The 14,178-nt window shown below is 40.4% G+C and carries 13 protein-coding genes; 11 read left to right on the forward strand and 2 right to left on the reverse strand.

Annotation, left to right across the window (positions count from 1 at the left end):
* Positions 1–74: 74 nt before the first annotated feature.
* The 7 genes from HMPREF2867_RS01985 (at position 75) to HMPREF2867_RS02020 (ending at position 7,083) form a co-directional block, all read left to right on the forward strand.
* Positions 75–470 (forward strand): hypothetical protein, encoded by a 396-nt coding sequence (locus HMPREF2867_RS01985; RefSeq protein ID WP_051677071.1) that lies wholly within the window; start codon positions 75–77, stop codon positions 468–470.
* A gap of 63 nt (positions 471–533) precedes the next feature.
* Positions 534–2,294 carry an ABC transporter ATP-binding protein gene (locus HMPREF2867_RS01990; RefSeq protein ID WP_070575398.1) on the forward strand — a complete coding sequence of 587 codons (1,761 nt, stop codon included), beginning with the start codon at positions 534–536 and terminating at the stop codon, positions 2,292–2,294.
* Positions 2,284–4,032 carry an ABC transporter ATP-binding protein gene (locus tag HMPREF2867_RS01995; protein ID WP_141750977.1) on the forward strand — a complete coding sequence of 583 codons (1,749 nt, stop codon included), beginning with the start codon at positions 2,284–2,286 and terminating at the stop codon, positions 4,030–4,032. Before HMPREF2867_RS01990 ends, HMPREF2867_RS01995 begins: the two co-directional genes overlap by 11 nt.
* A gap of 159 nt (positions 4,033–4,191) precedes the next feature.
* Complete coding sequence (locus HMPREF2867_RS02000; RefSeq protein WP_070575402.1) at positions 4,192–4,419, forward strand: Blp family class II bacteriocin; 228 nt, start codon at positions 4,192–4,194, stop codon at positions 4,417–4,419.
* A gap of 17 nt (positions 4,420–4,436) precedes the next feature.
* Positions 4,437–4,838 (forward strand): hypothetical protein, encoded by a 402-nt coding sequence (locus HMPREF2867_RS02005; RefSeq protein WP_070575405.1) that lies wholly within the window; start codon positions 4,437–4,439, stop codon positions 4,836–4,838.
* Positions 4,839–5,121: 283 nt separating this feature from the next.
* A complete protein-coding gene (locus tag HMPREF2867_RS11295; protein WP_002884432.1) occupies positions 5,122–5,289 on the forward strand; it encodes a hypothetical protein in 168 nt (55 codons plus the stop codon).
* 1,497 nt (positions 5,290–6,786) lie between these two features.
* Positions 6,787–7,083, forward strand: a complete 297-nt coding sequence (locus HMPREF2867_RS02020; protein ID WP_070575414.1) for a bacteriocin immunity protein — start codon at positions 6,787–6,789, stop codon at positions 7,081–7,083.
* Positions 7,084–7,281: 198 nt separating this feature from the next.
* On the opposite strand, the gene HMPREF2867_RS02025 is transcribed toward HMPREF2867_RS02020, so the two are convergent.
* Positions 7,282–9,549 carry a Xaa-Pro dipeptidyl-peptidase gene (locus HMPREF2867_RS02025; RefSeq protein WP_070575417.1) on the reverse strand — a complete coding sequence of 756 codons (2,268 nt, stop codon included), beginning with the start codon at positions 9,547–9,549 and terminating at the stop codon, positions 7,282–7,284.
* A 120-nt stretch (positions 9,550–9,669) separates the two neighbouring features.
* On the opposite strand from HMPREF2867_RS02025, the gene gla reads away from it, so the two are divergent.
* Positions 9,670–10,536, forward strand: coding sequence for an aquaglyceroporin Gla (gla, locus tag HMPREF2867_RS02030; protein WP_037602504.1), 867 nt, complete (start codon positions 9,670–9,672; stop codon positions 10,534–10,536).
* Between the two features lie 89 nt (positions 10,537–10,625).
* On the opposite strand, the gene HMPREF2867_RS10845 is transcribed toward gla, so the two are convergent.
* Positions 10,626–11,204: a CPBP family intramembrane glutamic endopeptidase gene (locus HMPREF2867_RS10845; protein WP_238670475.1), complete on the reverse strand. Its 579-nt coding sequence runs from the start codon at positions 11,202–11,204 to the stop codon at positions 10,626–10,628.
* A gap of 266 nt (positions 11,205–11,470) precedes the next feature.
* Between HMPREF2867_RS10845 and HMPREF2867_RS02040 the strand changes: the two genes are divergently transcribed.
* From HMPREF2867_RS02040 to HMPREF2867_RS02050, 3 genes are all read left to right on the forward strand, one after another.
* A complete protein-coding gene (locus HMPREF2867_RS02040; protein WP_022495893.1) occupies positions 11,471–12,226 on the forward strand; it encodes a CppA family protein in 756 nt (251 codons plus the stop codon).
* Entirely contained in the window at positions 12,226–13,170 is a 945-nt protein-coding gene (locus HMPREF2867_RS02045) for a serine hydrolase domain-containing protein (protein ID WP_070575420.1), read from the forward strand. Before HMPREF2867_RS02040 ends, HMPREF2867_RS02045 begins: the two co-directional genes overlap by 1 nt.
* Before the next feature lie 85 nt (positions 13,171–13,255).
* On the forward strand, positions 13,256–13,777 hold the full coding sequence (locus HMPREF2867_RS02050) for a hypothetical protein (RefSeq protein ID WP_052124410.1): 522 nt from the start codon (positions 13,256–13,258) through the stop codon (positions 13,775–13,777).
* The last annotated feature ends 401 nt before the right edge of the window (positions 13,778–14,178 follow it).

Consider the following 14,178-nt stretch of genomic DNA (forward strand, 5'->3'; position numbering starts at 1 on the left):
GAATAAACACGTTTGGAGAAACAATGAAACACTTAATGATGACAGTAGTCACCGTATTAACGTTAGGAGTAACAATGACGATGGTTAAGGCAGATGCTTATCAAAGTGGCCGTGATGCCGATATCATGCGAGAAAGAGGCCAGGTTTGGAATTACTCTGAAGCTAAGAAAGAGCCTCAACTTGCTAACTACAATACCGATGGTCGCTATCTCAGTGAGGCAACTAACTTTGAATTGTACAATTTTGTCAGAGAGTATAAGACATCTGATGAAATCAGACGCATTTGGAACCCTAAGAAAGATGAATCCGTTATCCATGATAAGGATAGCTACTCTATGGATGATGGGCACAAGGTCTATAATTTTGATTCCTTTGCTTATCAATTGCCAGAGTCTACTGATTTTGGGAAGTTATCTTATATTGGTCACTTTCAGTTAGAAGATGGCACAATCTATCGCTATTGGAAGTAACCTTATCATACGAGACTTATACGAGGTCTATTATTAACCATTTGTAAGGATAGGAGGAGTAACTTGTCTTTTAAAGAATCAATCATTGCAAAACTTTGGTGGTTTTTCAAGTTAGAAAAACGCCGGTATATTGTTGGGATTTTGGCACTGAGTCTGGTTTCGGTTCTCAATCTGATTCCTCCTATGGTTATGGGGCGGGTCATTGATGCTATCACATCGGGAAAATTGACCAATCAGATCTTGCTTTTGAATCTCGTTTATTTGCTTTTGGCAGCTTTGGGGATGTACTATTTGCGCTATGTTTGGCGCATGTATATCTTAGCGACCTCTTATCGCTTGGGTCAGATTATGAGGTCACGCCTTTTTGAGCATTTTACCAAGATGTCGCCTTCTTTTTATCAAAAGTACCGAACAGGGGACCTCATGGCTCATGCAACTAATGATATCAACTCCTTAACCCGCTTGGCTGGTGGGGGTGTCATGTCAGCCGTAGATGCGTCTATCACAGCCTTGGTAACCTTAATCACCATGTTCTTCAGCATTTCCTGGCAGATGACACTGGTGGCTGTCTTACCTCTACCCTTCATGGCTTTTGCGACCAGTCGTTTGGGCCGCAAGACCCATAAAGCTTTTGGAGAGTCCCAGGCAGCCTTTTCAGAACTTAATAATAAGGTTCAAGAGTCGGTATCAGGAATCAAGGTAACCAAGTCTTTTGGCTATCAGGAGGCTGAGCTTCAGTCCTTCCAAGAGACCAATAAGATGACCTTTAAAAAGAATATGCATACCATGAAGTATGACAGCCTTTTTGATCCTTTGGTCCTACTCTTTGTTGGCTCATCCTATGTTTTGACCCTTCTTGTCGGGGCCTTTATGATTCAGGCTGGTCAGATAACGGTCGGAAATTTGGTAACCTTCATTACCTATTTGGACATGCTGGTTTGGCCTCTAATGGCTATTGGCTTCCTCTTTAATATCACACAGAGGGGAAATGTGTCCTACCAACGTATTGAAACTCTTCTGGAGCAGGAATCAGATATTCAAGATCCTGCGCACCCTCTCCCAAGTATTGAAAATGGTCGCTTAGAATATGCGATTGACCGCTTTGCTTTTGAGGATGAGGATACTTTGAGAGATATTCAATTCACCTTGGGCAAGGGGCAAACTCTTGGCTTGGTTGGGCAGACTGGTTCAGGAAAGACCGCCCTTGTCAAGTTGCTCTTGCGGGAGCACGATGTCAATCAAGGAGCCATCTATTTGAATGGTCATGACATCCGAGACTATCGTCTATCAGACTTGCGTAGCTTGATGGGTTATGTTCCTCAAGACCAGTTTCTCTTTGCTAGTTCCATTTTAGACAATGTCCGCTTTGGTAATCCTGATCTCTCCTTTGACAAGGTAGAAGAAGCAACTAAGTTAGCTCAAGTTTATGATGACATCAAGGATATGCCTGAAGGCTTTGAAACGATCATTGGTGAAAAGGGTGTCAGCCTATCAGGCGGTCAAAAACAACGTCTGGCCATGAGTCGGGCCATGATTTTGGATCCAGACATTTTGATTTTGGACGACTCTCTATCGGCAGTGGACGCCAAGACAGAATATGCTATTATTGACAATCTCAAACATACCCGTAAGGACAAGACGACTATCATTACCGCCCATCGTTTGAGTGCGGTGGTGCACGCTGATCTCATCCTGGTCATGCAGGATGGTCGTATCATTGAACGTGGCCGACATGAGGATTTGCTAGCTCAGGGTGGTTGGTATGCCAAGACCTATGAGTCTCAACAGTTAGAAATGGAAGGAGGAGAAGAAGATGATGCCTAATCAAAACCAATGGTCTGTGTTTAAGCGTCTCTTGACCTATCTCAAGCCTTACAAATTCTTGACCTTTCTAGCTTTAGCCTTCCTCTTGTCCACAACGGTTATCAAGAGTATTATTCCCCTTGTGACCTCTTATTTTATCGACCACTATCTTCATGATATGAATCAGGCAGCAAGCTTAATTCTGATTGGTTACTATGGTCTTTATCTCTTGCAGACGCTAGTCCAGTATTTGGGAAATCTCTTCTTTGCGCGTGTGTCCTACAGTATTGTCAGGGATATTCGCCGAGATGCCTTTGTCAATATGGAGAAACTGGGTATGTCTTACTTTGACAAGACTCCAGCGGGCTCTATCGTTTCTCGCTTGACCAATGATACAGAGACTATTAGTGAGATGTTCTCAGGGATTCTATCTAGCTTTATTTCGGCTATCTTTATCTTTGTTACTACCCTTTACACCATGATGATGTTGGACATTCGTCTAACCGGGCTTATTGTGCTCTTTCTTCCCCTGATTGTCCTTTTGGTTAACCTTTACCGCAAAAAATCAGTGGTTATCATTGAAAAGACCAGAGCCTTGCTTTCAGATATAAATGCCAAACTGTCAGAGAGTATCGAAGGGATTCGCATTATTCAGGCCTTTAACCAAGAGAAACGCCTCAAAAAAGAGTTTGATGCTATTAATGAGGAACACCTGATTTATGCTAGCCGTTCCATGTCACTGGATTCTCTCTTTCTACGCCCAGCCATGAGCTTACTGAAGCTCCTAGGCTATGCTGTTCTCATGGCTTATTTTGGCTATCGTGGCATCTATCTGGGTATCACAGCGGGGACCATGTATGCCTTTATCCAGTACATTAACCGTCTCTTTGATCCCTTGATTGAAGTGACGCAAAACTTCTCAACCTTGCAAACTTCTATGGTCTCAGCCGGTCGGGTCTTTGCCTTGATTGACGAGCGCACCTATGAGCCTGAGCAGAGAGACACAGATGCTAAGGTTACCGAGGGGAATATTCGCTTTGAAAATGTCTCCTTCTCCTATGATGGCAAGCACCAGATTTTGGATAATATATCCTTCTCTGTCAATAAAGGAGAAACCATCGCCTTCGTCGGTTCTACAGGTTCCGGAAAATCCTCTATTATCAACGTGTTTATGCGTTTTTATGAGTTTCAATCAGGTCGAGTTCTTCTTGACGGTGTGGATATTCGCGATTATAGTCAGGCAGAGCTGCGTAAGAACATTGGTCTTGTCCTTCAGGAACCCTTTCTCTATCATGGTACAGTCAAATCCAATATTGCCATGTATCAGGATTTAACTGATGAAGAGATTAAAGCGGCCGCTGAGTTTGTGGATGCCAATCACTTTATCGACAAACTTCCAGAAGGCTACGATACTCCAGTTTCTGAACGAGGATCAAGTTTTTCAACCGGTCAACGACAGCTTCTAGCCTTTGCTAGGACCGTTGCTAGCCAGCCTAAGATTTTGATTCTGGATGAAGCGACAGCCAATATTGATTCAGAGACAGAGGCTATTGTCCAAAATTCTCTAGCAAAAATGCGTCAAGGACGCACAACTATTGCCATTGCCCACCGCCTATCGACAATCCAAGATGCCAACTGCATCTATGTCTTAGACAAGGGCCGCATCATCGAACACGGTAGCCATGAGGAGCTCCTAGCCCTCGGCGGCACCTACCACAAGATGTACAGCCTACAAGCAGGTGCAATGGAAGGAGAGTAAGCTAGTTTAGAGCATAGATTCTATATTCGAAAAGATTTCTTAAAAATCAAAACCGAGTGGTGACATTTATGTCACTACTTTTTTGTTAGCTTGCAACCTATAATAAAACCATAGCTTGAGAGAAAAAGCTAAAAAATAATATTTTAGGAGGTTGTTAGAATGACAACACAAACAATTAACACTTTTGAAACACTCGATCTCGAGGCACTTGCAAATGTTGAAGGTGGAAAAGTCAATTGGGACCGTTTATCTAGTAGCGCTAGTGGTGCTGCTGAGGGAATTTATTTCTGTGCCGCATCAGGTGCTCCACTCTTTACGCTTGCACCTTATGCTATTGTAGGGTGTGGAGTTGTCGGAGCTGGTCTTGGTTATGCTTTCCCACATTAATTAAAAATTTACTAATTATGAAACTACAAAATAATAATGCAGTAGCATTACAGTTATTAAGACTAGGAAGTGCTGCAATAGTTGTTCTTCTCATTAATTTAGGTTTTTACCTTTATGAAAAAGTGACTCCGGTATGGATTCTGTTTGGATTAGGCTTGCTTACTATATTCGTAGGAGTGATCAACATTATTTTTTACCGGTTATCAAAAAAACAATCAGTAACAAAAAGCTATTTGACGCTAAAACAATCATTTGGTATTTTCCTTAGTGTTTCATTGTTTGTCTTGTGTGTCGAGTTTTTCAAACTACTAACACTAACGGACTTTACGGATCGCATTGTATTATTTATTTTAATGCTTTTATTGATTTTATTTGATATTCTTACTTATTTTCAAGTTAAAAAATATTTCAAAAGATAAAAGGTATCCATACTCATGACTAAAAAACGCCTAGTGTCTCTAATGATGTCTATGGGCTTCGTCCTTGTTGCCTTACATAACTTGGAAGAAAAACTGAGTTTTGGACTTCAATGCCTAAATCTTATTGGGCTATGTCTATTTCTCTTTCTTATGTGTACGATTATCAAGGATATAAGGTCAGACAAGTGGTGACATTTATGTCACTACTTTTTTATCGGCTTCCAATCTATAATAAAACTCATAGCTTTGCACAGAAAGCTAAAAACACTTTAAGGAGAAAAGTATGTTTAAAAACTCAAAACCGTATTTACTGGCTACCATTCTCATCGGAATGGGCCTCGCTAATCTATTTAGAAGTTTGGATGCAGTCCACCATACCATTAACTTGTTGGGGCTAACCTTGCTTCTTTATAGTCTGCTTTTTAAAAAATGGGCACAGTTTAAAAAGTAACCTTTTGCCCCTTTGAGCGTGAGGTGCTTGCAAATGCTTATTTCTGATGTTCCCGAAGTAAAATTATTCTTGCTAATGATAGCGGAGATTGTATTATATTTGATTGCATATCTTTGTAATAGAAAAAACAAAGATATGTATATTCGCCTATTTAAAGTATCGGTACTAATGACGCTATTGCATTACATCTCCAGTAGAATGTAATCGCTAAGGACTTACTTGAAATCTTACAACAGTAGAATAAAATACAGAAAGGAATAGAGTTAAATGTAATAGCTTATTAGGTTTACAAGACTGACTGAGGTTATTCATTCATAGCATAAGTGTTTTATCATGAAGATGAAGAATATAAGTTCGAGAGTATTGCGATTTTCTAGGGTCGTCACTGCTATATTGGCAGTTTTCCTTATAAGTATCAGTATTTCTCTCTACAAAAGCAAGACCTCGCCAGTGACTTGGTTAACAGTCGGAGTGTTAGCTTTTGTAGTCATTTTAGTAAATGGACTGCTCTACCGTATGCTTAAGAAACGTCCAGATTCAGAGCATCTATTAACACTAAAGCAGTCCTTCACAGTCTTTCTTGGAATATCATTTATGGTGCTTTGTGTAGAGTTTTACACACTATTAATAGTCAGTTATACGATAGACCGCATAGTGTTAGCCCTATTAATGCTTTTATTAATTCTCTGTGATTTTCTAGCTTACCTTCAAGCCAAAAAATATTTTAAACACTAAACAAATCTGCTTGATTATTCTGTAAGTAATCTAGAAGATATTTGCGAAAAAGTGTTATAATAAGAAAGTGATTAATAAAAAATGTGAAAATTAGAGTAGGATTTCTATGGCCTGAAAGAAGTTCTTCTATCGTATAGACAAAACTTACAGTGTCTGGGTTTTCAAAAATGTCATGAAAGGAGGATTACTATTGGAACAATCTGTTTTTTCTAGAAAATACATAAAATTTATCGTGCAAGCTATCTTGGCTGTCTGTATTCAATGTGTGATAACATTTTTCTGGCATCAAGAAAGGACATTTTTATTTTACACCTTGTCACTCTATGTTTCTTTATCGCTCTCTGATGATCTTAGTCAGCTGATTTTTAGAAACGATAAGTGATGTATTTGTTTTAAGCAGCATGGAAAGTGACAGATTCGTGTCTTTAGCCATGCTAGATTCAGAATAATAGCCAATCATTCTTTAGATAACGCCCTAGTAGTTTATGTAAATGACTCAAGTAGAAAAGGAATTACCATGGTGATATTACAAAAAATTAGTTCTGCTGTGTTACGTTCGTTACGTGTCGTATCAGCAATCCTAGGAGTAGTCATTGGGAATATAGATTTAAATGCTCTATCTAGTCAGCATCCAATCTGGATTTGGCTACCATTTAGGACCTATAGCCACTTTTTGGGACACTGGCTTTTATATGACTATCAGGTTGCTATACTAAAGATGTGATTGAAAAATTAGTTGAAAGAAATAAGGAGGTTTTCATAATGACAGGACTTAAATGGTTTGCAGGAGGCAAAGAGAGGCGAGAACAAGCAGTAGCTATCATCGATGAAGTAATTGAAACTATTGGAGATAAGCCAGATTATGCTGATTTGAAGCAGGTCCTGCACTCCTACCGAACGGAACTTGCAGACTCTTGTTCAGCCACTCCCTATATCTTAAGCAGGATGTCACTGGAAATATCTGAAGTGGTCAGAAAAGACCAGCTAACCTTGTCTCCCTTTATCGAGGAGCGAATGGCAGAGTTACGAAAATTGCTAGCGATTCGTTATGGCTATTGATGTCATTAGGGAGGATTTCTTGGTTTTAAGGTTGAGTTGTCCATTGAGAATTTGTCTTGTTCCACTGTCTTGGCTACATCATTTGTTTAAATAACATTAAAATGAATCGTAAAAATTGAAGATTAAATCTTGTTTATTTTCACACAATAAAAAAATCCCATGGGAGTTCTCATCCTATGGGATTTTTTGCGATAAATACTAATAAGGCAATGTCATCTGACTTTGGCTTAGGTCCACGGTTAATTCGTAGTCACTATTGTCACGAATAGTGTGTTCAAAGTCTGTGGTATAGAGAACAAGTCGGAGTTTGTCGCCCTTGTTGAGTTTGTAGATGGTTGGTTGCAAGTCCAGGCCGATAGTCATCCATTCATTTGGACTGACATTCTCAATGCTAAGGAGGTTCTTGCGATTTTGCAGGTTAAGGTGTCCTTTGGTAATGACACGATATTTTGCCTGCTTGAATGGTAATTCACGTAAGGCTTCTTCCTTGAAGAGACGGCCGTTATCTAGATTCATGCGTTTGAGTGCGGGAATAGGTGCGAGATACTTCTTGTCACCCATTTCTAGAAATTGGGCCGAAATGAGACCACGGTTTGTGTTAGACTTAACCTTGAGCTCTAGGTGGACACGACCATTGATTTGGACATCTTGGTCAAGTTCAAAGTCCAAGGTAATGGCGTTGGCTTTGTCTGCAAAGAGGTCATCCTTGAAGCTTTGGTATGCTTTACCGTATTTGGTGAAGCTTTCCTCTTCGTAATGGTTAGTGATGCTAGCTTCAGCCTCACCAAGCTGAATGTTTTTACCATTGTCGTGTCCAAAGTTATCGAGGACTTCCCAGGTCTGTTCAGACTGGTTGTTTTGCCAGATAACAGTAGGCAGTGTGTAGCCATTCTCCAAACCAAGGAGTTTCTGACAAATCAAGGCATTAATACTTTCCCGGAAGTCAATAGACTGCCAGGCATTCATGTAAACGTGGGCACCATTGTGGAAGAAGAGGTGTTTTTCAAGAGAGTCTGGAAGAGCATTGAACATTTGATAGACGTTAATCGGTTTGACATTCCAATCTTGGCTACCATGTGTAAAGACAACAGTAGCTTTAACACGATCTGCGAACTGCACATAGTTACGGTCATGCCAGAACTGGCTATAATCACCATGCTTACGATCAATGGCTGTGCTTAGCTCTTTGAGGTAGGCTTGGTAGTCTTTTTGGTGGCGTAGGTATTCTCCAGCTAATAGGGCACGAGAATAGGTGAATTCGGTCAAGGTGTCGAGATCTTCACCAGGGTATCCTCCAGGACTGACGAGGAGTCCATTTTCACGATAGTAGTCGTACCAAGAAGAAATACCCGCTTCAGCGATAACCATCTCCAAACCGTCGACACCAGTTGTTGCAAGGGCGTTGGACATGGTACCCAAATATGAAAGTCCGGTAGTAGTCACCTTACCAGATGCCCAATCTGCAATGATGGTATGCTGTCTACTACGGCTAGTAAAGGCGCGTGCACGACCATTGAGCCAGTCGATGACAGCTTTATAGGCCAGAACTTGCTGATAGTCTCCAGAGGTCATGAAGCCTTCAGAATTGAAGGTACCGACACCCGACACATAGATAGAAGCCACACCACGAGCCAACATGTAATCGTTAAGCGTGTAGGTATCTGTGTGAGCAAAACGCTCCTGAGCCTTCGTGACAGGATTGATAGGCGTAAGGTCTGCCTCTGGTGTCTTAATTTCTGGTTGGTTAAGGGAGATTTCACCTGCTGGTTTGACGAGCAAATCACCTTCCATCTTGTGGGTAAGCTTATCTGAAGCAGGCTCATTAGTCCCTTGTTGATAAGGACTTGCGGTCATCATGGCTGGAACTGGGAAGTCCACATTAGGACGTAAGATAGTCACCTTGACCAAGTCTAACTGCCCATCTTTATCGGTATCTACAGGTGTTTCAACATAAACCACCTCACGGTGAAGCTGATTAGTGTCAAATGTTGCCAAGCTCTTACCGTTAAAGAAGACGTAGTTATTACTTACAGGAATCAAATCCTGAGCTACTAACTGATCAATTAAGGTATTGCCAGACTGTGTGCGTGTTGCTAGCAATTGATGGAGGTTATTAAGGCTACCATCAAAAGTAATTGGGAAAGCCATTTCCTCTAGGAAAGCAACACTATCTGTAAAGTCTACATTAGGGACAAATCCTAGCATTTGAAGAGCCACCAAACCAAAGACATCAGCAGTCAAAGAACGGTCTGATTGGAAGAAGGTTAGGAGGTCAGTCTCTGTATCAGCAATCCAATTTTTCAAAGCTAAGTCGGTGTCTTCAAAGAAGAGGAAGGACTTGCGAACAAAGGCCTCAAAATTGGCTTTGGCACTAGCATCTAGAGAGACTTCAAATCCTAAAGAACGAAGTTCCTGACAAGCTATTTCAGGACTAACTGGGATGTAACTAAACTGATTAAATTTCATATTCAAAAACCTCAAAAATAATACGTAAACATTTCAGAAATATCTTTACATCAGACATTATACTTGATAAAATGATAGATGTCTAAATTATTGTAAAATCGAAAGGAAATAAAGAGACAAATGAATGATTTTCTAAAAGAAGCGTTCACCAGTGAATGGGTTTTGAAATACCTCACTGAGTTTATCGCGACTGCTTTTCTTGTAGCACTTGGTAATGGTGCTGTTGCCAACGTTGAGCTTAAGGGAACAAAAGGTAACAAATCTGGTTGGATTGTAATCGCCTTTGGTTATGGTTTTGGTGTTATGATGCCAGCCCTTATGTTTGGTGATGTTTCTGGTAACCACATCAACCCTGCCTTCACACTTGGACTTGCTGCATCTGGCTTGTTCTCATGGGTAGGTGTTCCTGGATACCTTATTGCACAACTTCTTGGTGCCTTTGTAGGTCAAGCTATCGTGGTTTGGGTTCACCAACCTTACTATGTACAAACTGAGAACCCTAACAATATTCTTGGTACCTTCTCAACGATCTCAGCAGTTGACGATCATGATGATACTCCAGAAAATCGTAATCGTGCATGGGCTAACGGTTTTGCCAATGAGTTTGCAGGTTCATTCCTTCTCTTCTTTGGTGCCCTTGCCTTGACTAACAACTACTTTGGTCACAAATTGGTCTCACAAGCAGTCCAATATGGGTATGATAAAGAAGCTGTAACAGGCCAAATGGCGAATGGATCTCTTGCTGTAGCTCACATCGGTGTTGGTTTCTTGGTTTGTGCCTTGGTTCTTTCATTTGGTGGACCTACAGGACCAGCCCTTAACCCAGCCCGTGACTTGATGCCACGTCTTCTTCACCACATCTTGCCAACATCAGTTCTTGGTGAGCACAAAGGTGATTCTAAATGGTGGTATGCTTGGGTTCCAGTTGTAGCTCCAATCCTTGCAGGAATTTTGGCTGTATACTTGTTCAAAGCCCTCTACCTTTAATCAATACAAAAAATCTGAAGTTCAAGCTTCAGATTTTTTTTACGCTAAAAATTTTAAAAGTAGCAAAAAAACTGAGAAAGTTTTCTCAGTTACATAGGAGTAGTTATGACCAGGATTGTAGCACCTAAGGTGAAAAGATTCCATAGGACATGAAGTGAGATAGCCGCTGATAGATTTTCTCTTTTTTGGTAAATCATAGAGAGAGCCAAGCCCATTCCAATATAAAGGAGGAAGTGGGCAAGGTTGGTAGGCATATGGAATAGGCAAAAGAGACCGGTACTCACTAAAACAGCAACTGTCGAATAAGGAGCCAGCCAAGAGAAAATCCACTTGCGAAAGAGTAGCTCTTGTAAGAAGGCTGTGGTCATCATGCCAATGGCTACTGGTAGGATAGGCGTTGTCGTAAGAGTTCTTTGAAGTTCTGCATGGTAGTTGGTGTGAGTCAGTAGCATAAGATTGCTCCCAATAACTCCCATCAGAAAAATAAGCACAAAGCCCCAGATAATAGCTTTAGTATCCTTTCGGTCTAGTTTAAAGCGAGTAAGCAAACCTTCATTTTTAGCCCAAAGATAGGTAATGTAAAAAATAATGAGATTGACAGCGATAACTCCCCAGCTTTCAAGGCTAGTGAAGGTCAACCCAGTCTGATTGTTATATGACGTTGTCATACCTAAAGCCAGGTTTGGGATAGCTATCATCAGCAGTAAAAAAAATCCCTGATAGGCATGTCTAAATGCCAGATTATTGACAAGAGTTTTCATAGTCTCTATTATACTCTAAAATGAGGAAATAGCTAGTCCTAAGGTAAATATAATATAATGATTTTCATAATTTATGTGAAAGAATGTGAAAAAATTACAATCCTGTTTTTTCTTAGGAAAATCCTTGTCACACAGGCTCTTTTCGGATAAAATAGAAAAGAATGGAGGTTGTCATGACGCAATCAGGGAATTTTAAGTTTCACACACCAATCTTTCGTGTGAATAACAGACAAGAAAATATTGATTTTTACCAAAATACATTAGGATTTAAGCTTTTGACTGAGGAAAATGCCCTTGCGGTCTTCACAGATTGGACAGACCGTAACTCACTTTTTGTGATTGAGGAGTCACCAGCTTACCGTTGCCGTGCGGTTGAAGGCCCTAAGAAAATTAATAAAGTGGTTATCAAGGTTTCAGATCCACTTGAGATTGAGTACCTTTTGGCGCGTGATGATCACCAAGCCAAGGCTATTTTCCAAGGGGAAAAAGGGTATGCTTTTGAAACAATCTCACCTGAGAATGGTCTTATTTTGATGCATGCCGAAGATGACTTGTCTACTCTCAAGACAGTTGAATACGCAGATGTTGAAGAAAAAGAAGATTTCAAAGGAGTGTCAGACTTTACGGTCGAGTCTTTGACCTTGAACGTTGTTGATACAGCTCAAGCAGCTTTCTTTTACGACAATCTTTTTGGCGAAGAATTGCCTTTGTCTATCCACTTTGAGAAAGCAGAAGGTCCTGACCTCCAAGTGAGTCCAGACCAGACTTGGGATTTGGAAATTCTAGAATTTAAGGTAGCTGAAGACTACGACTTGGTTGCCTTGCATGAGAAACTTGAAAAGGAACAGTTCTCAAGTTATCTAGATACTAAAGAAAGCCTACTCGCACTGACTGATATGAGTAATATTGAGGTTTGGCTAACAAAATAATGACTAATTTTAAACAAACATTGTCAACAATTACAGACTACATCAAGGCTGACATCTTCCCGGGTGCCAGCCTTGCACTTTATGACGGACAAGATTGGCAGGAGCATTATCTAGGAACTCAGGATGGAAATATTCCGGTAGTTCCAGGACTGACCTATGATCTAGCTAGTGTTTCCAAGGTGGTAGGAGTAGGGACCCTCTGTCTTTTCTACTTGCAGGCGGGAAAATTGGACTTGGACGAGAAACTATCGACCTACTATCCTGCAGTAGTGGATAAGACGCTAACCCTTCGTCAGCTTCTTTCTCACAGTAGCGGCATTGATCCTTTTATTCCAAACCGTGATGAGTTAGACCAAGCTGGCTTGATTTCTGCTATTAATGCCATCAAAGTTAAGTCTGATAAACCTTTCTTGTATACCGATATTAATTTTATTCTCCTAGGCTTGATGCTTGAGAAAGTCTCTGGACAAAGACTGGACAGGCACTTTGACAGCGAGATTTTTCAACCGTTTGGTATGTCTGAAACACGGTTTGGGCCAGTTGAGGTTGCTGTTCCAACTGTTGAGGGAATTCCGGGAGGAACTGTTCACGATCCCAAGGCTCGAGTGCTCAAAGAGCATACAGGTTCAGCAGGCATCTTTTCAACCCTAAAGGACTTAGAAATCTTTGTTGACCATTATTTGAGGGATGATTTTGCTAAAAATCTGACGCAGAATATCAGCCAATCCAATAAGGAACGTAGTGTCGCTTGGGACCTCCAAGGGGATTGGATTCTTCATACTGGTTATACAGGTACCTTTGTTCTGATTAACATCCCAGCTCAACGTGCGGCGATTTTCCTAAGTAATCGCACTTACTACAAGGATGAGAGAGCTCAATGGATTAAGGATAGAGACGCTTTGATTGAAATCATGAAGGAGGAGTTGGTACATTCTGACAAATAAAAATAGAAGAGGGGCATCTTTTAATCCTCTAGAAGGTGAGATTAGTGTCGGGGCGACACAATTGTTTATCTTTTTGAAGATATGTTTGATAGTCTTGTCTTATGTTACATTTGTATGGTTGGAGCATCTATTTGGTGTTGGTCAGGTCGGGCAAGAGGTGAATATTCCAAAAGTTATTGCTGTTGTACTTTTGGTTGTGACATTTTATAGGATGGGGAATGGTATCATATTTAAACTTTTTCATTTCTGTGGTTACCATGCCCGCCCCTTTGGAGAAGAGGATTACCGAGGTAGAATGTCATATATAGTATTTTTTGAAAAAACGACAAATGCCTACAAAATACTATATGATAAGCGCTCTCTTAGACATCAATTTCTTTATTTCCTAGCGACTCTTGGTAGACTCTATCTCTTAATCATCTTAGTTATTCTAATCGGTTATAGCTTCACCTTAGGAAAAGTTGGCTATATAATCTTCTTGCTCTTATGTGGTGTTTTGATTTTTTCTGTAAGATGGCTCATACATCTGAAAAGTCACTTTGTCCGTTATTTTAACTTAAAAGTTATCTCAGAGGAGTATTTTTACCCTATTTTTCTAAAGAAATAAAGACTAAAGTGATGCTTATGCGAAGGGCTCACCAAGTTAATCAAAAATTACCATGTTTTGATTGGAATCATGAAGAAGGAGTTCATAATGCAACGGTCGCTTAAGCCACCTAAACAAAGTAGATTTGTCCCTCGGTTTCTGAGTCTGCTCTTTTGCATGCTTAACGGGAGTAGTCTCTTTGTCTGTGGTATGTGTTTTACAGTGGTGATCATTTTTTTGACGACGGATAGAGATGTAGTCTCTTTTGTAGTTTTGGTATTTATTAGCTTGTTATCTAACCTTATTATTTCTTTTTATATTTTGATAAGAGAGCTACTATACAAACTGATTCATTGCCTTGGGTATCGTGCCCAACCCGATTTAAGAGTCCTTCGTATGAGAAGAGGGTTTGACATTCATTT

This window comes from Streptococcus sp. HMSC064H09 (assembly GCF_001812625.1).
Taxonomy (GTDB): domain Bacteria; phylum Bacillota; class Bacilli; order Lactobacillales; family Streptococcaceae; genus Streptococcus.